22 protein-coding genes are annotated in these 19,549 nt (G+C 65.4%); 6 read left to right on the top strand and 16 right to left on the bottom strand.

From position 1 onward, the window contains the following. Positions 1 to 112 precede the first annotated feature (112 nt). The 5 genes from hisF to hisB all read right to left on the bottom strand — a co-directional run bounded on the left by hisF (position 113) and on the right by hisB (position 3,251). Positions 113 to 877, bottom strand: a complete 765-nt coding sequence (gene hisF / locus ACUCV3_RS04290) for an imidazole glycerol phosphate synthase subunit HisF (protein ID WP_010339646.1) — start codon at positions 875 to 877, stop codon at positions 113 to 115. Positions 878 to 910: 33 nt separating this feature from the next. Then, a complete protein-coding gene (hisA, locus tag ACUCV3_RS04285) occupies positions 911 to 1,648 on the bottom strand; it encodes a 1-(5-phosphoribosyl)-5-[(5-phosphoribosylamino)methylideneamino]imidazole-4-carboxamide isomerase (protein WP_004208570.1) in 738 nt (245 codons plus the stop codon). Positions 1,649 to 1,736: 88 nt separating this feature from the next. Further along, positions 1,737 to 2,351: an imidazole glycerol phosphate synthase subunit HisH gene (gene hisH, locus ACUCV3_RS04280; protein ID WP_010339647.1), complete on the bottom strand. Its 615-nt coding sequence runs from the start codon at positions 2,349 to 2,351 to the stop codon at positions 1,737 to 1,739. Continuing rightward, entirely contained in the window at positions 2,348 to 2,635 is a 288-nt protein-coding gene (locus tag ACUCV3_RS04275) for a YciI family protein (RefSeq protein WP_004208568.1), read from the bottom strand. The genes hisH and ACUCV3_RS04275 overlap by 4 nt, the downstream gene beginning before the upstream one ends. Before the next feature lie 28 nt (positions 2,636 to 2,663). Then, entirely contained in the window at positions 2,664 to 3,251 is a 588-nt protein-coding gene (gene hisB, locus ACUCV3_RS04270; protein ID WP_007710360.1) for an imidazoleglycerol-phosphate dehydratase HisB, read from the bottom strand. Positions 3,252 to 3,349: 98 nt separating this feature from the next. On the opposite strand from hisB, the gene ACUCV3_RS04265 reads away from it, so the two are divergent. After that, positions 3,350 to 3,826 (top strand): SspB family protein, encoded by a 477-nt coding sequence (locus ACUCV3_RS04265; protein WP_004208566.1) that lies wholly within the window; start codon positions 3,350 to 3,352, stop codon positions 3,824 to 3,826. Between the two features lie 27 nt (positions 3,827 to 3,853). Here ACUCV3_RS04265 and ACUCV3_RS04260 read toward each other — a convergent pair whose 3' ends face one another. Further along, positions 3,854 to 4,543 (bottom strand): hypothetical protein, encoded by a 690-nt coding sequence (locus ACUCV3_RS04260; protein WP_010339648.1) that lies wholly within the window; start codon positions 4,541 to 4,543, stop codon positions 3,854 to 3,856. 225 nt (positions 4,544 to 4,768) lie between these two features. On the opposite strand from ACUCV3_RS04260, the gene fumC reads away from it, so the two are divergent. Continuing rightward, positions 4,769 to 6,154 (top strand): class II fumarate hydratase, encoded by a 1,386-nt coding sequence (fumC, locus tag ACUCV3_RS04255; protein WP_482240393.1) that lies wholly within the window; start codon positions 4,769 to 4,771, stop codon positions 6,152 to 6,154. A 48-nt stretch (positions 6,155 to 6,202) separates the two neighbouring features. After that, complete coding sequence (locus tag ACUCV3_RS04250; RefSeq protein ID WP_004208562.1) at positions 6,203 to 6,559, top strand: hypothetical protein; 357 nt, start codon at positions 6,203 to 6,205, stop codon at positions 6,557 to 6,559. On the opposite strand, the gene ACUCV3_RS04245 is transcribed toward ACUCV3_RS04250, so the two are convergent. Next, positions 6,556 to 7,107, bottom strand: coding sequence for a DUF2585 domain-containing protein (locus ACUCV3_RS04245; protein WP_048937440.1), 552 nt, complete (start codon positions 7,105 to 7,107; stop codon positions 6,556 to 6,558). The two genes, ACUCV3_RS04250 and ACUCV3_RS04245, sit on opposite strands and share 4 nt — an antisense overlap. Before the next feature lie 75 nt (positions 7,108 to 7,182). Between ACUCV3_RS04245 and gmk the strand changes: the two genes are divergently transcribed. Then, positions 7,183 to 7,848 carry a guanylate kinase gene (gmk, locus tag ACUCV3_RS04240; protein WP_004208560.1) on the top strand — a complete coding sequence of 222 codons (666 nt, stop codon included), beginning with the start codon at positions 7,183 to 7,185 and terminating at the stop codon, positions 7,846 to 7,848. Positions 7,849 to 8,034: 186 nt separating this feature from the next. On the opposite strand, the gene ACUCV3_RS04235 is transcribed toward gmk, so the two are convergent. The 6 genes from ACUCV3_RS04235 to ACUCV3_RS04210 all read right to left on the bottom strand — a co-directional run bounded on the left by ACUCV3_RS04235 (position 8,035) and on the right by ACUCV3_RS04210 (position 13,509). Continuing rightward, a complete protein-coding gene (locus ACUCV3_RS04235; RefSeq protein ID WP_048937439.1) occupies positions 8,035 to 9,111 on the bottom strand; it encodes a class I SAM-dependent methyltransferase in 1,077 nt (358 codons plus the stop codon). After that, complete coding sequence (lgt, locus tag ACUCV3_RS04230; RefSeq protein WP_004208558.1) at positions 9,101 to 9,967, bottom strand: prolipoprotein diacylglyceryl transferase; 867 nt, start codon at positions 9,965 to 9,967, stop codon at positions 9,101 to 9,103. Before lgt ends, ACUCV3_RS04235 begins: the two co-directional genes overlap by 11 nt. A 123-nt stretch (positions 9,968 to 10,090) precedes the next feature. Then, the gene (locus ACUCV3_RS04225) at positions 10,091 to 10,849 is read right to left on the bottom strand and encodes a Crp/Fnr family transcriptional regulator (RefSeq protein ID WP_010339652.1); all 759 of its coding nucleotides are present in this window, start codon (positions 10,847 to 10,849) and stop codon (positions 10,091 to 10,093) included. A 64-nt stretch (positions 10,850 to 10,913) separates the two neighbouring features. After that, positions 10,914 to 11,531 carry a response regulator FixJ gene (fixJ, locus tag ACUCV3_RS04220; protein WP_048937438.1) on the bottom strand — a complete coding sequence of 206 codons (618 nt, stop codon included), beginning with the start codon at positions 11,529 to 11,531 and terminating at the stop codon, positions 10,914 to 10,916. Then, a complete protein-coding gene (locus ACUCV3_RS04215; protein WP_004208555.1) occupies positions 11,528 to 12,673 on the bottom strand; it encodes a sensor histidine kinase in 1,146 nt (381 codons plus the stop codon). Before ACUCV3_RS04215 ends, fixJ begins: the two co-directional genes overlap by 4 nt. A gap of 20 nt (positions 12,674 to 12,693) precedes the next feature. Beyond that, positions 12,694 to 13,509, bottom strand: a complete 816-nt coding sequence (locus ACUCV3_RS04210) for a universal stress protein (RefSeq protein WP_048937437.1) — start codon at positions 13,507 to 13,509, stop codon at positions 12,694 to 12,696. A 160-nt stretch (positions 13,510 to 13,669) separates the two neighbouring features. Between ACUCV3_RS04210 and ACUCV3_RS04205 the strand changes: the two genes are divergently transcribed. Further along, positions 13,670 to 14,173, top strand: a complete 504-nt coding sequence (locus ACUCV3_RS04205; RefSeq protein WP_010339656.1) for a GNAT family N-acetyltransferase — start codon at positions 13,670 to 13,672, stop codon at positions 14,171 to 14,173. 80 nt (positions 14,174 to 14,253) lie between these two features. On the opposite strand, the gene ACUCV3_RS04200 is transcribed toward ACUCV3_RS04205, so the two are convergent. Next, a complete protein-coding gene (locus ACUCV3_RS04200; protein WP_004208552.1) occupies positions 14,254 to 14,925 on the bottom strand; it encodes an OmpW/AlkL family protein in 672 nt (223 codons plus the stop codon). A 136-nt stretch (positions 14,926 to 15,061) separates the two neighbouring features. Between ACUCV3_RS04200 and hemN the strand changes: the two genes are divergently transcribed. After that, positions 15,062 to 16,369: an oxygen-independent coproporphyrinogen III oxidase gene (hemN, locus tag ACUCV3_RS04195; RefSeq protein ID WP_048937458.1), complete on the top strand. Its 1,308-nt coding sequence runs from the start codon at positions 15,062 to 15,064 to the stop codon at positions 16,367 to 16,369. Between the two features lie 42 nt (positions 16,370 to 16,411). Here the strand turns inward: hemN and ACUCV3_RS04190 are convergent, their stop codons facing one another. Both ACUCV3_RS04190 and ACUCV3_RS04185 read right to left on the bottom strand, forming a co-directional pair. Continuing rightward, a complete protein-coding gene (locus tag ACUCV3_RS04190) occupies positions 16,412 to 18,376 on the bottom strand; it encodes a TonB-dependent receptor domain-containing protein (protein WP_122928358.1) in 1,965 nt (654 codons plus the stop codon). 192 nt (positions 18,377 to 18,568) lie between these two features. After that, the gene (locus tag ACUCV3_RS04185) at positions 18,569 to 19,510 is read right to left on the bottom strand and encodes a LysR family transcriptional regulator (RefSeq protein WP_048937435.1); all 942 of its coding nucleotides are present in this window, start codon (positions 19,508 to 19,510) and stop codon (positions 18,569 to 18,571) included. Positions 19,511 to 19,549: the final 39 nt, after the last annotated feature.

Raw genomic sequence — 19,549 nt, 5'->3', positions numbered from 1 at the left:
AACCGTGCCAATTTTGCCAAGTGACGTTTTTCTGCGGTTGGCGACCGATGGCCGCCAAAAGCCCCATATGGTTAATGTCAATTAACCCGACATTTTGGCGCTTTTCTGCGCTTTAATGGCCCCGAACGGGGATGCCGGCGCGGGCCAGCGCCTGATGCGCTTCAGCAATAGTATGTTGACCGAAGTGAAATATCGAAGCGGCCAGCACCGCGCTGGCATGGCCTTCGACCACGCCCGCGACCAGATGGTCGAGCGTGCCGACGCCGCCGCTGGCGATCACCGGGATCGACACGGCATCGGCGATCATGCGGGTCAGCGCCAGGTCATAGCCCTGCTTGGTGCCATCGCCATCCATCGAGGTGACGAGCAGTTCGCCTGCGCCAAGCTCCGCCAGGCGCAGTGCATGTTCCAGCGCGTCGATGCCGGTCGGCTTGCGGCCGCCATGGGTGAAGATTTCCCAGCGCCCCTCGCCCACCTTGCGGGCATCGACCGAGCCGACGATGCACTGCGCGCCGAAGCGATCGGCGATGTCGGCCACCAGTTCGGGGCGGGCGACGGCGGCGCTGTTGACCGCCACCTTGTCCGCGCCCGCCAGCAGCAGGGCGCGGGCGTCCTCCGCGCTGCGCACGCCGCCGCCGACGGTGACGGGCATGAAGCAGACTTCCGCGGTGCGGCGCACCACGTCCAATATGGTGCCGCGTGCCTCATGAGTCGCGGTGATGTCGAGGAAGCAGAGTTCGTCGGCGCCGGCCGCGTCGTAGAGCTTGGCCTGCTCCACCGGATCGCCGGCATCCTTGAGGTCGACGAAATTGACGCCCTTCACCACGCGGCCATTGGCAACGTCGAGGCAGGGAATGACGCGGGTGCGGACGGTCATTGAAACAGGCTCCCAGATCCGGTGGGGAGGGGGTCAGGCCGCCGCCTGCGCGACCGCTAGCGCGGTCTTGAGGTCGAGGCGGCCGTCATAGATGGCGCGGCCGGTGATGACGCCTTCGATCCCGTCATCGGCATGGAGGCTGAGGACGCGGATATCCGCGATCCCCGCCACGCCGCCGCTGGCGATCACCGGCATGTCGGTGGCGCGCGCGAGATCGACGGTCGCATCGATATTCACGCCCTTGAGCAGGCCGTCGCGGCCGACATCGGTGAAGAGCAGGCTGGCGACGCCCGCATCCTCGAACCGGCGGGCGAGGTCGATCACCGGCATGTCGCTCTTTTCCGCCCAGCCGTCGGTGGCGACGAAGCCGTCGCGCGCATCGACCGCGACGACGATGCCGCCGGGGAAGTCGCGCGCGGCCGCCTTGACGAAGGCGGGGTCTTTCAGCGCAGCGGTGCCGATCACGATGCGCGATACGCCCAGGTCAAACCAGCGTTCGACCGATTCCCGGTTGCGGATGCCGCCGCCGAGCTGGACATGGCCGGGAAAGGCCTCGACGATGCGTTCGACCGCTTCGGCATTGACCGCATGACCGGCAAAGCTGCCATCCAGATCGACGACATGGATATGCTGGGCGCCGGCCGCGGCAAAGATCAGCGCCTGCGCGGCGGGATCGTCGCCATAGACGGTGGCACGGTCCATGTCGCCCTCGGCCAGGCGGACGACCTGGCCGCCTTTGAGGTCGATGGCGGGGAAGACGATCAGGGACATTATCCGATTTCCGTTCGGTTCGAGCTTGTCGAGAACCCACGCGCAACGGTTCTCGACAGGCTCGAACCGAACGGGGGTAGGGGCGGTATCACGGCTTCCAGTCCAGAAAGCGCGCGAGGAAGGACAGGCCGTAGCGCTGGCTCTTTTCCGGGTGGAACTGGCAGCCGATGATGGTGTCGCGCGCGACGGCGGCGACCAGCGGCCCGCCATGGTCGGTGACGGCGGCGACATGGGCCGGATTTACGGCCTCAAAATGATAGCTGTGCAGAAAATAGGCCTCGCCGGCCTCGATCAGCGGCGGCTCGCCGTTCAGCACCACATCGTTCCAGCCCATATGCGGCACCTTGATCGAGGCATCGGTCGGTTCGATCAGGCGCACCGTGCCGGGAATCCAGCCCAGCCCCTCATGCCGGCCGAACTCCTCGCCGGCGTCGGCGAGCAACTGCATGCCGACGCAGACGCCCAGAAAGGGGATGCCGCGCTGGTTCACCGCCTCGTTCATCGCGTCGACCATGCCGGGGATCGCGACCAAGGCATCGCGGCAGGCGCGGAAGGCGCCGACGCCGGGCAGGACGATGCGGTCGGCCTTCGCCACGACATCGGCATCGGCGGTGATGGTCACATCATCGGCGCCCGCCTTGCGCAGGGCATTGTGGACCGAATGGAGATTGCCCGCGCCATAGTCGATCAAGGCAATGATCATGGCAGCAGCGTGTCCAGATTGACGCTGGCGGCACGCGCCGGGAGGAACTCGATCAGGTCGAACGATGCCGCGCCGTTGACGACGAAGGGATCGGTCGCGGCCTTCGCCGCGATCTCGTCACGTTCGCCGCGCGCCAGCAAAATGCCGCCGGTGCGCGGTTCGCGCCGGCCGGCGAGCAGCAGCCAGCCATCGGCAATGCCCTGGTCCAGCCAGGCCCGATGATCGGCCAGATGGCCGTCCAGCACATCGATCGGCGCCGTATAGGTCAGCGAAATGATGAACATGGGGTCGGCCTTTCTATGGAAATGATGCTTAGAGCATGCCCTTGGTCGAGGGGATGGCGTCGGCCTTGCGCGGGTCGATCTCCACCGCCTGGCGCAGCGCGCGGGCCAGGCCCTTGAACGCGCTTTCGACGATATGATGATTGTTGCTGCCATAGAGCAGCTCGATGTGCAGCGTGATGCCGGCGGCCTGGGCCAGGCTGTGGAAGAAATGCTCCACCATCTCCGTGTCCCATTCGCCGACCTTGGTGACGGTGAAGGGCAGCTTGCACACCAGCCAGGGGCGACCGGAAATGTCGAGCGCGACGCGGCTCAGCGTTTCGTCCATTGGCGAATAGACGCTGCCGTACCGGCTGATGCCGCGCTTGTCGCCCAGCGCCTTGGCCAGCGCCTCGCCGATTGCGATCGCCGTATCCTCGGTGGTATGATGCTGGTCGACATGCAGGTCGCCGACGGTCTTGACGGTCATGTCGATCAGCGAGTGACGCGACAGCTGCTCGATCATATGGTCGAGGAAACCGATCCCGGTGGAGACGGTGTAAAGACCGGTGCCGTCGAGGTTGACGGTCACGTCGATCTGCGTTTCCGCAGTGTTGCGGTGAATCTCGGCCGTGCGCATGCGCGCCCTATAGCGCGTCGCGCGCGCCATGCAATCTGATGATGTACCTCTCGGGCGGGGGTTGACCGCCGCTTTCGCGTCGTTAGGACATATGCCCCATGAGTGAAGACCTGCCCGACAGCCTGATTCCCTATGACGAAATCGTGCAGGAGGCCCTGCGCGCGGTCGTCGGCCGCGTGCTGGGCGAAGTGCAGCAGACCGGCGGCCTGCCGGGCGCGCATCATTTCTACATCACGTTCAAGACGCATGCCGCCGGGGTGGATATCCCCAAGCATCTATCGGAACGTTTCCCGGACGAGATGACCATCGTCCTCCAGAACAAGTTCTGGGATCTCAAGGTCAGCGACCGCCATTTCGAGGTCAGCCTGACCTTCAACCAGGTCGCGGCGCATCTGGTCATTCCCTTCAGCGCGATCACCGCCTTCGTCGATCCCGCCGTCAATTTCGCGCTGCAGTTCCAGGTTCAGGCCGACGAAGAGCCCGAACCCCATGACGTGGCCGAAAATGACGCGCCGCTGGTCACGACCGAGGATGGCTCCAACGTCGTCACGGTGGATTTCGGCAAGAAGAAGTGAGCCCGGCGGCCGGCATCGGCCGCAGGCTCAAAATTCGTGGCGATAGGAGAAGCGCAGCTTCTGGCTCGTCCCGAAACTATTGTCGACATAGCTGATATTGGCGCCGACCGTGTCGCGACGCGTAAGATGGTAGGACAGGCCACCACCCAGCGCCACGCCCGAAAAATCATGGGTGCCCTTGGTCACATTGCCGCCCGCCATCGCGGTCAGCTTCGGTCCCAGCGGCCGCAACAGGAACAGCCCGACATAGCCGCTGTTGCTGCTGAGCGCGATCGGCAGGCCATCGCTCTGGTCGATATCGCTGACCGGGCCATGCCCATTGGTATAGGTATAGCCGAAGGGCACGAATATCTGCAATTTGCCGGTCTTCAGCCCGATTTGCGACAGGGGCACGAAGCCGCCGAGCGAATAGCGCGTCTGTTCCACGCCCGAATCGAAATGACTCTTGCCGGCCGAGAAGGTCAGGATCGCGACCGGGAGCAGATAGGATGCGCCGACCGACCAGAGGCCCGATTCCGACACGCGGGCATTGAATTTCAACTTGGGGCCGACCGCGACCGATCCGGACAGCGAAAATTCGTCGGAGGCGCGGGTGATGCCGACCTTGGTCGCGATCTTGGTGGGGTCGTCGGACGATTTTTCTTCTTCTGCTGCGTGGACCGGAGCCGTCGTGGCGGCAAGGCAGAGGAGGAGGGCAAGGACGGGGCGATCGGACATGCGGTTTTCCTCCTGGATGCCGGGCAGGATATCGGGCCGCGTGCGCCGATCAATTGCGGTAAACCCCGGTAAAGGCGCAGATCCTGCCTCTGCATGACGGCCTGTGGCCCGCCGTGCGGATGGGCCATAGGGATATGCGATATTCGCAAGTTTCGCCTTGGAATTTCCCGCCCCGGCCCTACATCGGAACCAGTTTTGCGATTGATTCTTAACTGGGAGTTCTGAATGTCCGCTACCCGCACCGAAACCGACAGCATTGGCGCCATCGAGGTGCCGGCCGACGCCTATTGGGGCGCCCAGACCCAGCGCAGCATCGAGAATTTCCCCTTCGGCGCGACCGAGCGGATGCCGATCGGCATCGTCCATGCGCAGGCGATCGTGAAGCAGGCGGCGGCGCGGGTGAATGCGAAACATGGCCTAGACGCGACGATCGTCGCGGGCATCGAGAATGCCGCGCAGCAGATCGTCTCCGGCGCGCTCGACGACCAGTTCCCGCTCGTCATCTGGCAGACGGGCAGCGGCACCCAGACCAACATGAACGTCAATGAGGTGATTGCCGGCTATGCCAATGAGCAGCTGGCCGGCACGCGCGGCGGCAAGAGCCCGGTCCATCCCAACGACCATGTGAACATGAGCCAATCGTCGAACGACAGCTTCCCGACCGCGCTCCATGTCGCGACCGTGCTGGCGACCCGCGACAAGCTGATCCCGGCGCTGGAGAAGCTGACCGGCGTACTGACCGCCAAGGCAGAAGGCTGGGGTCATATCGTCAAGATCGGCCGCACCCATACGCAGGATGCGACGCCGCTGACGCTGGGCCAGGAATTTTCCGGCTATGCCGCGCAGCTGGTCAGCAGCAAGGCGCGGATCGAGGGGGCATTGAACGGCAATATCCGCAAGCTGGCGATCGGCGGCACGGCGGTCGGCACCGGTCTCAACGCACCCGATGGCTGGGCGGACGACATGACGGCGGCGATCAGCGACATTGCCGGCACCCCGTTTGAAAGCGCACCCAACAAGTTCGAGCAGCTGGCCGCCAAGGATGGCCTCGTCTTCTTCTCCGGCACGCTCAACACGCTGGCGGTGGCGCTGACCAAGATCGCCAATGACATCCGCTTCCTGGGCTCCGGCCCGCGCTCGGGCCTGGGTGAGCTGGACCTGCCCGCCAATGAGCCGGGCAGCTCGATCATGCCGGGCAAGGTCAACCCGACCCAGTGCGAATCGCTGACCATGGTGGCGGCGCAGGTGATCGGCAATCATCAGGCGGTGACCGTCGGCGGCATGCAGGGCCATTTCGAACTCAATGTCTTCATGCCGCTGATCGGCGCCAATGTGCTGCGCTCGATCCATCTGCTCAGCGTCGGCATGGAAAGCTTCGCCGACCGCTGCGTCGAAGGGATGCAGGCCAATGAGGGCCGGATCGCCGAACTGGTCGAACGCTCGCTGATGCTGGTGACCGCGCTGGCGCCCGAGATCGGCTATGACAATGCCGCGACCATCGCCAAGCATGCGCACAAGAAGGGGCTGACGCTCAAGCAGGCGGGCCTCGAACTGGGGCTGGTCGATGAGCCGACCTTCGACCGGCTGGTGCGGCCGGAAAATATGGTCTGATCCAGATCAACTGGCGGAACCGGGGCGGGTGCGATACATTAATCCCCTATGAAGAAAACGCCCGCCCCGACCGCCGCAAAGCTTCCGTCCACCGCGACGCGCGTTCGCAAGTCGAGCCTGTTTCGCAAGGCGGCACGGCTCGGCGCGACGGTGGTGGCCGCACGGGTCGCCGCCGACACGGGCAAGAAGGGCGTGATCGGCCTGATCGCCGGGGCCGGCGCCAAGCGCCTCATCATGCGCTATCCGGTCGGCGCCATGGTCCTTACCGGCGCCTATCTGGCGGGCAAGCTCTATGAGGCCAAGCGCGAGGCGGACCGCAAGATGGCGACCAAGCTGCTGACCGACGCCAGCGCCAAGCCGATCCTGATCGACGAGGCGCGTGCCGCCCGCAAGAAGGCGGGCTAAAGCGCGCCCTGCCAGGCCTTGATCGCGTCGATCGGCCAGGCGAGCATCAGGACATTGAGTGTCAGATTGTCGCGGATCACCGCCAGTGCCAGCAATTCAAAGCCGATCGCGACGATGATTGTCAGCCAGACGGGCGCGCGCGACGCGAACAGGAAGCCCAGGGCCATCATGCCGATATCGCTCATCGAATTGAGGATGGAATCGCCTGAATAGCCGAGTGCGATCGTCGCCGTGCGGTAACGGTCGATGATGATCGGTGAATTTTCGAGGATTTCCCACACCGCCTCGATCGCCACCGCCACCGACAGGCGGACGCCGAGCGGCCTGCGTCGCATCAGAAAATGGGTCGCGCCATAGAAGAGGAAGCCGTGGATGACGTGGCTGAGGCTGTACCAGTCGGACAGATGCTGGCTGTTACCGCTGTCGATCGGCCCATGCCATAGCGCGATCGTGCCGCAGGTGCAGATCGGCGGGCGGCCCATCAGATAGAGGATCGCGGCAGCCGCCAGCGCGATCAGCAGGGCGAGGATAAAGCCCCGCTGTTTCATTCCTTTACGCGATCGCGCCAAGCCTCTTCTCCCCCAACCTCTTGCAAAATGCCGTCCACGACGCCACTAGCGGCCATGGCCGACAACATTCCCACCGACACCCCCGATTTCAAGCGCCGCGGCGTTCTCTTTGTCCTGTCCTCGCCCTCGGGCGCCGGCAAGTCGACGATTGCACGCAAATTGCTGGCCTGCGAACCGGACCTGTCGATGTCGGTGTCGGCGACGACGCGGACGATCCGGCCGGGCGAAGTCGATGGCAAGGATTATCATTTCGTCGACCTGGAAGAGTTTCGCCGCATGGCGAACGACCATGAGTTCCTGGAATGGGCGCATGTCTTCGGCCAGCGCTATGGCACGCCGCGCGCGCCGGTCGAGGCGATGCTCAAGAGCGGCAAGGATGTGCTGTTCGACATCGACTGGCAGGGCGCGCAGCAGCTGCATCAGATTGCCGGCGGCGACGTGGTCCGCATCTTCATCCTGCCGCCCTCGATGGAGGAGCTGGAAAAGCGTCTGCGTGGTCGCGCGACCGACAGCAATGAAGTGATCGAGGGCCGCATGGCGCGCGCCGCGGGCGAGATCGCCCACTGGGACGGCTATGACTATGTGCTGTGCAATGTCGACGTCGAGGAATGTTTCGAGCGCGTGCGCACCATCCTGCACGCCGAACGGATGAAGCGCAGCCGCCAGACCGGCCTCATTGGCTTCATCCGTCGCCTCAGCCGCTATCATCAGGAAGATTGAAATCTAGTGGATTGATTTTGACATTTGCATCCCTTGTCGATGGGCTGGATTTGCAAATGTCAAAATCGTAAAATCCACTAGAAACAAATATTTCTAGTGGTCCGAACAGATTCTGACATTCGTGTGCGACATCGCCTCAAGCGGTATCGAATGTCAGAATCGGACCACTAGCGGCCAACGGGGCCGCTATTTCTCGAATCCTGCCGGGTCGGCCCAGTCGGGGTGGACCCAGGCCATCACCTTGAACAATGTCCCCATCTCCGCTTCGTCGGTGAGGCGGTGGCGCTGCGCCTCCAGTTCGGCGGCGCGCTGCGGGCTGCCCTTGGCCAGCACGGAAGCGCGCACGTCGATGCCCAGATGCTGCAGGAAATGGCCCTGCGTCACCGCGCCATGGACGCGCAGCCCGGCCTGGCGCGCGACATTGGCCAGCATCATGAAATCGACATGGGTGGTAAGGTCGCTCTCGCCCGGATCGGTGAAGGGATCGGTGAACTGGTGGTTCTTCACCGCCTGCAGCGTGTCGCCCAGGGCCGGGCCTTCATAACCATAGTCGATGATGATCGCGACGCCGCCCTGGCGCGCGATCCGGCTGGCAAGGGCATAGCCCGCGGTGGCACCGGCCTGCGCCACTTCGATGATCGCGCCCTCGGGCGCCTGCGCGGCGATCGGCGGCAGGCCCGATTCGATCCGGCGATAGCCCGGCACCGCCATGAAGCGGCCTTCTTCCTCGCGCCGGATCACCACCCGTTCACGCCATTCGTCGCCGACGCGGATCATCTGCCGCACGGGCAGGGCATCGAAAAATTCATTGGCGACCACCAGCAGCGGCGACTGGTCGGGCAGGCTTTCGACGCTGTCATGATGGACGACATGGGGAATCTGGGCGCGCTGCCGCTCGCGCAGGGTCGGGCTGGTCTCGACGAAATGGATGCGCGAGGTGACGTCGGCGCCCTCCAGCGCGCGCAGCGCATCGCCTGCCAGCGTGCCGCGCCCCGGCCCCAGCTCGACATAGAGCGGATCGGCGCGCCGGCCCGATCGCAGCCAGACATCGGCCAGGCACAGGCCGATCAGTTCGCCGAACATCTGGCTGATTTCCGGGGCGGTGGTGAAGTCCCCCTCCAGCCCCAGCGGATCGCGCGTGCCATAATAATGCTGGTTCGCCTCGCCCATATAATGGGCGATGGAGATCGGCCCGCCGGCGTCGATCTGGCGGGCCAGGCGCTCGGGCAGGCCCATCGCGCCGGGCAGGGCGTCAGCTGACACTGGCGCTGCCCGCGATCGGTTCGACGCGCACACGCCGGCCCTTGGCGGTGACGATCAGGTAGAGGCCGCCCAGGATCATCGGCACGCACAGCCACTGGCCCATGTGCAGGCCGGTGCGAGCGGCAAATTCCATCAGCTGGGCATCAGCCTCGCGGAAATATTCGACGCCGAAGCGGAACACGCCATAGAAGAAGACGAACAGGCCGACCAGCATGCCCGGCTTGTAGCGCGCCTTGGTCTTCCAGAAGGCGAAGGCAAGGATGCAGAACAGGATGATGCCTTCGAAAAAGGCTTCGTAAAGCTGGCTCGGATGGCGGGCGAAGGGGCCGCCGGTCGGGAAGATCATCGCCCAGGGCACGTCGGTTTCCTTGCCCCACAGTTCGCCATTCACGAAATTGGCGAGGCGGCCGAAGAACAGGCCGAAAGGCACGACGCAGGCGACATAGTCATGGATGCGCAGCCAGCTCAGCTTCTCCTTGCGCGCCATGTAGAGGATGCCGAGCGACACGCCCGCCGCGCCGCCATGGAAGGACATGCCGCCATTCCACAGCTTGAAGATGTCCAGCGGATGCTGGAGGATTTCGGGCTGGTAGAAGAAGACATAGGCGAGCCGGCCGCCGATGATGATGCCCAGCGTCGCATAGAAGATCATGTCGTCGGCATGGCGCCGGGCCATCGGCGAACCGGGCTGGGCAATGAGCTTCAACAGATACCAGTAGCCGATCAGGATGCCGGCCAGATAGGCCAGGCTATACCATTTGAGCGTGAAGAAGCCCAGGTCCAGGGCGACGGGGCTGAGCCCCAGCTGGTCGAAGCGGATGGCGCTCGAAGCGGCGGCGACAAGGTCCAGGATCAAAATGGCATTCCCTCGGCAATCAGGCCTGCGGCCATAGAACAAGCGGCCGGCAAGATGAAGAGGGGCGATCCCGATTGCAGGATGATCGGGGCAAATAGGCCGGACATGCCCGGCGCGGCGACGTCAGGCCGCTTCGCTACAGTCCAGCAGCGCCGCGCGATCCCGGATTTCCACCATGCGGCGGCCGGGCAGGGCGATGATGCCGATCCGCTTGAGGTCGGTCAGCTGCCGGCTCACCGTCTCGATCGTCAGGCCCAGCACGTCGGCGATCTGCTGGCGCGACAGCGGCAGGTCGAACCGGTCGAGCGGGGGCTGGCCTTCGCGGGCCAGCCGGCGCGACATGTCGAGCAGGAAGGTGGCGATCTTCTCGCGCGCATTCTTGCGGCCGAGCAGCAGCATCCAGCTGCGCGCCCGGTCGAGATCGTCGAGCGTGCGTTGCAGCAGCCGATGCTCCAGCTCGGGATGCTCGCGGGCAAAGCCGTCAAAGGCGCCGCGGGTGAAAAGGCACAGGCGCGCGTCGGTGAGCGCCGTGACGCTGTGCGGCGTGCTGCGGCCGAAGGGGCGGCCGATGAAGTCGGATGGATAGACCACGCCGACAATCTGCTCGCGCCCGTCACCGGTCGAGGCCGACAATTTGAGCGTGCCGTCGATCACATTGGCGACGATGGTGGCGTCGTCGCCTTCCCACATCACCGTCTGCCCCGCCGCGATCGTGACGCGCCGGCCCAGGCGATTGAGCGCGCCGCGCTCATCCTCTTCCAGCGTGGCGCAGATGGCGCGGTCGCGCACCTCGCAGCGCTGGCAGAAGCTGGCGTCGGAGCAGGGGGCAGGAACGGGCATGCCGCCGGGCAGGGTTTGCGCGAGATCAAAATGCATGTTCATGACCGCTGCTTGGCGCGGCGGCGGGGCGGGCACTATCCGTAAATCCCCTATGGGACTTTCTGTCCTATTCGACCCCCGCCTGGAAGGCGATGCGCAGCGTTTCCGACAGGCTGTGGACCTGCAGCTTCTGCATCAGGTTGGCGCGATGAATCTCCACTGTGCGCGGGCTGATGCCCAGGTCATAGGCGATCGTCTTGTTGGGCAGGCCGTCGACCAGGCCCTTGAGCACTTCGCGTTCCCGATCGGTCAGGATGTTGAGCCGGGCGCGGGCGGTCTCGCGCTGGCTGTTGCGGCCCTGGTCGGCGCTTGCCTGCGCGCAGGCGGCTTCGATCGCGGCGAGCAATGCCGCCTTCTCGAACGGCTTTTCGATGAAATCGGTGGCCCCGGCCTTCATCGCGGCGACCGCCATGCCGACATCGCCATGGCCGGTCATGATGATGACCGGCAGCATCATGCCGCGCGCGCGCAACTCGCGCTGCACTTCCAGCCCGTCAATGTCGGGCATGCGCACGTCCAGCAGCACGCAGCCGCCCTCCAGCGTCCCGACCTCCTTCAGGAATTCGGTGCCGCCCGAGAAAAGCCGCACCGAAAAGCCGCTGGTCTTGAGCATGAAAGAGAGAGACCGGCGGATCGCCTCGTCATCATCGACGACATGGATGGGCTGGTCGGTGGGCAGGCTCATGGCAGGCGGTCCGCAGAATCGAGAGTGAAGTGGAAGGCGACGCCGCCCCAGTGCGAGGCGTCGGCCCAGATCCGTCCGCCATGCCCCTCGACGATGGTGCGGCTGATCGACAGGCCTACGCCCATGCCGGCGGGTTTCGTCGTGCTGAACGGGGTGAAGAGCGATCGCGCGACCGCCGGATCGAGGCCGGGGCCACTGTCGGCGATGATGAGTTCGACCTGTCCGTCCTCGGCCGGCACCGCCGACAGGCGCAGGATGCGGCGATTGCGGCCGTCCATCGCCTCGACCGCGTTGCGCACCAGGTTGATGATGACCTGCTGCACCTGCACCCGGTTGGCGATCACCCGGCCGACGCGCGGGTCGACGACGATGTCCATGTCGATGCCCCGGCTGTCGATGCCGATGAAGGCCAGCGCGACCCCCTCGGCCAGCAGCGTGGCGGCCGGTTCGGCCTGGCGATCGGCTTCGCCTCGGCGGATGAACTCCCGCAGCGACCGGATGATCTGGCCCGCGCGCATCGCCTGGCGCGCGGCTTCGTCCATCGCCTCGCCCAGCAAGTCGCGGTCGACCGGTGCATCGGTGCGCAGCAGGTCGCGGCCTGCCTCCATATAATTGGCGATCGCAGTCAGCGGCTGGTTCAGTTCATGCGCCAGCGCCGCAGCCAGCGTGCCCATCGCCGTGACGCGGGCGGCATGGCTGAGTTCCGCCTGCAGATCCTGCAGGCGGCGCTCGGCCTTCTGCCGATCGGTCAGGTCCCGCACGAAGCCGGTGAACAGCTTTTCGCCATGGTCCTGCACTTCGCCGACCGCCAGCTCGATCGGAAAGGTGGAGCCATCGCGCCGGCGCGCGGTGGTCAGTCGGCCGATGCCGATGATCCGCTTTTCGCCGGTGTCATGATAATGTTGCAGGTAGGAATCATGGCGCTCGCGATCGGGCGAGGGCATCAGCATCGCGACATTGCGGCCGAGCACATCGGCCTCGGCATATTGGAACATGCGCTGGGCGGCCGGGCTGAACGAGACGATATGCCCGGTCGCGTCGATCACGATCAGCGCATCGGGCACCGTTGCCAGGATCGATCCCAGCAGAGCCTGTTCCCGGCTGGTCGCATTATCCTGCGGATCGCCATCGTTGAACGCCATGTCCGATCACTGACCGTAAATCAGTGCGCCAGCAAGAGCGGAACCCGTGTTTCGGCCAGAATATAGCGGGTTACGCCGCCAAAAATGGTTTCCCGCAGCCGGCTGTGGCCAAAGGCACCCATCACCATCCAGTCGATCGACAGTTCCTGGCAGGCATGGGACAGCGCTTCTTCCACGCTGCGATCCTTGCGCGGCCATTCGTGAATCTCGACCGCAATGCCGTGGCGCGAGAGATATTCGGCCGCGTCGGTCGGCGGGAAGTCGCGCTTCGACCGCTCGTCCACGGTGACGACATGGACTTCGCTCGCCACCCGCAACAGGGTGCGGCTCGCGGTCAGCGCCGACGCCGCCTCATGCGATCCGTCCCAGGCAACCATCGCGCGGCCGGTGCAGCGAAAGCCCTTGGCCATGCTCGGGATCGCCAGCACCGGGGCGCGGCTGTTGACCGCCAGGTCGGCGACGATCGGCGCTGGATCATCGGCCTGCCGGCGGCCCGGCGGCGGCAGGGAAACGAGCATCGCGTCGGCCAGGCGACCGGTTTCCAGCAGGCCCTGGACCAGGTCGCCGCTGCGATAATGCCAGTCCCACGCCATGCCCTCGCGCCGCAGGCGCTCTTCCAATCCGAGCCGCATTTCCTCGTCCCGGCGGCGCACCGCATCGATCGCCTCGGGCACCAGATAGCCGCTGCCATAAAGATCTGCGGCGACCAGTTCGGGCAGCGGCGCGATCTGCAGGCAACTGATATGGGCGCCGGTCGCGCGCGACAGGTCGAACGCGGCCTGCAGGCGGCTTTCCATGCCGTTGTCCGCGCGGATGTGCAGCAAGATGGTCTTCATCGAACATGTCCCGACAAGAGGGCGCCGATGCAGCGCCGCATGATCGTCATCCTGACTAGTAGCCCGCTCGGCTCGTCTCTATCCGCAAATTTCCCTATTTCGATCGCCGATCCAATGGCACATTCGGGGGGCAACGATCATAGCAAGGGATGCCTTCTTCATGACCGACAAGGATATTCTGGAAACCCGCACCGGCATTCGCGTCCAGGTGCGCCCGGCGCAGGATGGCGATGCCAAGGCGCTGGCCCATTTCTTTTCGGCCGTATCCGATGATGATCGCCGCTTCCGCTTCCTCAGCAGCGCGCCGGGCGTCAGCGCCGGGCAGATTCATGATCTGATCCATGGCGACCCCGATAATTGCGAGACCTTCCTGGCGACCGACGAGAAGGGCGCCATACTGGCGGCCGCGACCCTGGCCGCCGATCCCGACCGGACACGCGCCGAAGTCGCTATTTCGGTGCGCGCCGACCATCGCGGCAAGGGCGTGGGCTGGAGCATGCTGCGCCACGCCACCGACCGCGCGCAGGAAATGGGTGTCGGCCTGCTGCAGGCGATCGAGAGCCGCGCCAATCATGCCGCGATCGAACTGGAGCGCGAACAGGGCTTTGTCGCCCGCAGCGTCGATGACGAGCCGTCGCTGCTGATCCTGGAAAAGCGTTTCTGATCGCATGGCTGGTAAAATGATGAAGGGGCCGGAGCGGCGATCCGCTCCGGCCCCTTCCTTCTGGTCCACCCCCCGGAGGATCAGAAGCGCATGCCGACGCCCACGCCGAACACGAAGGGATCGAGCGATACCTTGACGTTCTGGGTGCCGGCCGCCGCGGTGGTCAGCCGCACCTTGGTGTCGATGTCGATATATTTGACGTCGAGGTTGAGGAAGATCTTGTCGTTGAGGTCGATGTCGACCCCGACCTGGCCGGCCCAGCCGAAGCTATCGGACATATGGACCTTGGTCTTGCCGACCGCATCCTCCAGCCCGCTCGACGCATCCTCGTTGTAGAACAGCGTATAGTTGACGCCGGCGCCGATATAGGGGCGGACATGGCCTTCGACGATCGGGTGATATTGCATCGTCAGCGTCGGCGGCAGCACCCAGGTGGAGGCCAGCTTGCCGATCCCGCCGGTGGTGCCGCTGCGGCCGCTGGCGCTATGCTTGGTGGTCGCGGCGATCAGTTCGAAGCCGATATGGTCGGTGGCCATGTAGGTGACGTCGACTTCGGGCGCGATGCCGTTGTTCACCGACACCTTCTCGCCGGGGAAGCCGGGCAGGATGCTGCCGCTCTTTTCGGTGGGGGCGACCATGATGCCGCGCACGCGCACCAGCACGTCGCCCTGCTTGGCTTGGGCCGGGGCGGCGGCCAGCGCCGTGCCCATGGCGCCCATCGCGGCGACAATCATCATCTTTTTCAAGTGCATGTCTTTTCTCCATCCCTGATCGTGGGTCAGTGATGGCGCTCTGCTCCCGATCGGGGCGGCCTTCCTTGATGCGGCGCAATCGGCGATTTGATCCTGCGCAATGTTCGGCATCGGGCGCCATGGCAGGCGGGGCGCCATGTTCCGCTATCATCCCGACCTGCTCGCCGCGCCGGTGCCGCGCTACACCAGCTATCCCACTGCTGCCCAGTTCGGCGAGGATGTCGGCGCGACCGACATGGCGCAGCGGCTGGACGCGATGTCGGCGGACGCGCGCCTGTCGCTCTATGTCCATATCCCCTATTGCCATGACATTTGCTGGTATTGCGGGTGCAACACCGGGGCGGCGACCCGGCCCCGCCGCCTGTCCGCCTACGTCGATGCGCTGGAGCGGGAAATGGCGCTGGTTTCGGCGCGGCTGGGCGGGCGTGGCCGCGTCACCCATGTCGCCTTTGGCGGCGGCAGTCCCAATTCTCTGCCGCTGATCGACTGGGTCCGGCTCAATCATCAGTTGCTGCTCTGCTTCGACGCCAGCGCGGCGGCGATGGCGGTGGAACTGGACCCGCGCCGGATCGACCGGGCCTGGATCGACGCCATGGCCAAGGTCGGGGTGACGCGCGTCAATCTGGGGGTGCAGACCTTTGCCACCCATGTGCAGCAGCGGATCGGCCGGGTGCAGCCGGCCGAGACGGTGGCGATGGCCGTCGGTGCGTTGGCCCGTGCGCGCATCCAGGTGGGGTTCGACCTGATGTATGGCCTGCCGGGGCAGAGCGAGGCGGATCTGGCGCAGACGCTGGAGGACAGCATTCGCCTGTCTCCCTCGCGCATCGCGCTGTTCGGCTATGCCCACATGCCGCGCCTGCTGCCGCGCCAGCGGCGGATCGACGCGACCGAATTGCCGGGCGTCGAACAGCGCTTTGCGATGGCGAAGCTTGGCCATGCGATGCTGACGGCGGCCGGCTATCAGGCGATCGGCTTCGATCATTTCGCGCTGCCCGACGATCCGCTCGCGGTGGCCGCCGCTGCCGGAAGGCTGCGCCGCAATTTTCAGGGCTTTACCGAGGATGACAGCGATGCGCTGATCGGCATGGGCGCGAGCGCGATCAGCCAGTTTCCCGACCTGATCGTCCAGAATGAGAAGAATGCGGGCGCCTATCGTGAAGCGCTGTCGGACCATCGGCTGCCCGCGGCCCGTGGAGTGCGGCGCAGTGCCGACGACCAGCGGCGGGGCGCGTTGATCGAACGGCTGCTGTGCGACGGTCGGGCGGCCTGTGGCGACCTTGCCGAACCGGCGCTGCTCGACCGGTTCGAGCGGATCGGCCTGCTCCGGCGGGAGGGGGACGAGTTGCTGCTGCAACCCGGCGCGGCGCCCTATGCCCGGTCCATCGCCGCCTGTTTCGATGCCTATCTGCGTCCGGCCGAAACGCGCTTCAGCGTCGCGGTCTGATCGCCGGCCCGGCCACTGCCGGGCCGGCGATCGCACGTCGGATCAGAAGCGCACGCCCACGCCCATCCAGACACGGGCCGGGTCGATCAGATAGCCCGCCGTGTCATAGTTGAGCCGCTTGTCGAGCAGGTTCTGCACCCCGGCATGGACGGTGAAGGCGGGCGTGATCTTGTAGGATGCGCCCATGTCCACCACCGTATAGTCGGGCGACACGATATTATTGCCGCTGATCTGCGCCTCGGTGACGGCTTCCTCGCCGCGATAGACGGCGCGCACGAAGGCGGAGAAGCGCTTATCCGGGCGCCAGTTGAGCGAGGCGCTGGCCTGCTGCTTGGGCGTGTCGTTAAGTGCCGCGCCGATATTGGCGCCGCTCAGCTGTTCCGAATCCGTCAGCGTGCCGGTGGCGTTGAGCCGCAGCGTGTGGGTCAGCGGCACGTCGACCGAGACTTCGACGCCGCGTACCCGCGCTTTGTCGACATTGACATAGGTCGTGGGAGGACGGCCGATCGAGCTGAGCGGTTCATCGACGCACCAGGCCCCCGCCACTTCGCAGGTCACGCGCGTGATCTTGTCGTTGAAGCGGGTGTCATAGGCAGTGACGCTGGCGTTGAAGCCATTCCGCGAGAAGAGCAGGGCAGCCTCGATCGTGCGGGAGGTTTCGGCTTCTAGGTCGGGATTGCCATAGATGGTGCCGCCACGGCTGGTCTGGCCCCAGTCGGGAATCGTCTGGCGCAGGCTCGGCGCGCGGAAGCCCTGCGAATAACCGCCCTTCAGCGTCAGGGACGGGGTGATGTTCCACACCGCATAGACGCGCGGGGTCCAGTGGACGCCATATTGTTCGTCATGGTCCATGCGGATGCCGCCGGTCAGCGCCAGTCCGTCGAGCAGCTTCAGCTCATTTTCGGCAAACAGCGCCCAGCTGGTGCGGGTGGTGCCGGTGGTGGTCGATCCCGACAAAAGGTTGCCGGTCAGGTCCGACAGATCCTCATAGCGATAAAAGCCGCCGACGGTCAGCGTGTTGGACGGCAGCGGGATCACCCACAGGCTTTGGCCGACCGTGTTCTTGATCCGCTTCTGCGCCTCGACATCTTCGGCATCCTCATATTGCAGATAGGATTCGGAACTGGCGAAGCCCCACTGGCCGCTATGGCTGATCGATGCGACCTTGCGCTTCTGGGTCTGGGTGGTTTCGGTGCCGAGCGGCGCGGTCGCCGATGTCTCGGTCGTCTCGCCGGCAACCTCGATCACCTTCTGCCGATAATAGCCGCCCTCCAGCAGGATCTGGTGGTTGGCGCTGAGGTTGAAGCCCAGCTTGCCGGCCAGGCTGTCATCATGCCGCTCGGGCGTGCCGCCGATTTCCGTGTCGCCCTCGCGCCGGTTCATCGATCCCTGCAATTGCAGGCCGATGCCGTTGGTGACGGGGCCGGACAGATAGAAATTGCCGTCGGTATAATTGCCGAAATTGTCCGCCAGCTGCATCGTGCCGTTGACGCGTGCGCTGCCGCGCCAATGATCGCTGATCCGGCGGGTGATGATGTTGACGACGCCGCCCATCGCGTCCGATCCGTAGAGCGAGGACATGGGGCCACGCACCACCTCGATGCGCTCGATCGCTTCGAGCGGCGGCAGCAGGCCACCTTCGCTGACATTGCCGCCATTGGTGCGGGATTCGCGCGACGACAGCCGCTTACCGTCGACCAGGATCAGCGTATATTGCGGCGCCATGCCGCGGATCGAGATGTCGCGGCTATTGCCTTCGCCCGGCGTGACGGTGACGCCGGGGATTTCCATCAGCGCATCGGTCACTTCGCGATAGGGCATGGCGTCCAGCGTCTCGCGGGTGATGACGCTGATCGAGGCTGGCGCGTCGCGGACCTCCTGTTCGCGGCCGGCGGCGGTGACGACGATCTGGTTGGAATCCTGGTCGGCCTCGGCCGCCAGCGCCTGCTGTGCGCTGGTCAGCGCGACAAGGGCCGCGGTCGCCCGCAGCAAATGGATGGATGGCATGGAAATCCCCTGTTCTGGATAGACGGGCACCCGCCAGCCACCCGGCCGGACGGGTGCCGGAAATCAGTGGTGCGGGCCGGGCCCGATCGGTGGAACGAATATCATGGCGGGTTCATTTGCGATCGATTGTCAATTGCAAGTGGCCGTTGCCAGAAGCGCGGGGCGGCGCCAAATATCGATATCGGATAAGGCTTATGCGGCCTTGCTATGGGGCAGGGCTGCGTCGCTGCCGCAATGGTCGGCGAACATGTCGCACAGCCAGGCGATGGCCGGGTCGCGATGCGACCGCTCGTTCCACAGCAGCCGATAGCCGAAGGTGCCGACCAGGTCCGGCGCGGGCAGGCAGGCCAGGTCATGGGTCCGGGCGATTGCCTCGGCCGCGCGCGTCGGCAGCGTCATCAGCGCGTCCGATCCCCGGATCATGTGCGGTGCCGCCTGGAAATAGGGCAGGCGGGCGATCACCCGCCGGCGCGGCGCCAGATCGCCCAGGCGCAGTTCGATCCGGTCGAAGCCGCTGTCGCTGACGACGAAGCTGATATGCGGGCAGGACAGGAAATCCTCGACCGACAGGGATCGGTCGGTCGGATGCGCCGCCAGCTTGTGATGGCGATCGACGACGCAGCTGAACGTTTCGGTGAACAGGAAGCGCTCATAGGTCTGGGCCGGATCGGGATCGAGCCCGCTGATGATGAGGTCGATCTCGCCTGCGGTCAGCCGCGCCACCATGTCGCCGGTCAAAGGCACGATGTCGATCGCCGCCAGCGGCGCCGCGCGGCCGATATGCGGCAGGGTCGGCGCCACCACGGCGGCGACGCCGAAATCGGTCGATGCGACGCGGAATCGGCGATCAAGCGTCGCCGGATCGAAACAGGGCGGTTCCAGCAGGCCGGCGGTCGTCGCCAGCCAGTCCTGGAGCGAGGGCGCCAGTTCCTCCGCCCGCCGGGTCAGTTCCATGCCGCCGGCGGTCCGCACCAGCAGCGGATCGCCCAGCAGGCTGCGCAACTGCGCCAGCGACCGGCTGACCGACGGCTGGCTGACGCCCAGTTGCTGCGCCGTGCGGGTGACGCTTTTCGTGCGCAGCAACAGGCCCAGTATCACCAGGCTGTTGAGATCGAAATGCACGCCGCCAAGCAAGAGAGACCGGTCCGTTCCTTAAGGATAATGCGGACCATT

The sequence above is a fragment of the Sphingobium sp. VMM genome, from assembly GCF_056790315.1.
This window is presented reverse-complemented; position numbering and strand designations above follow the sequence as displayed.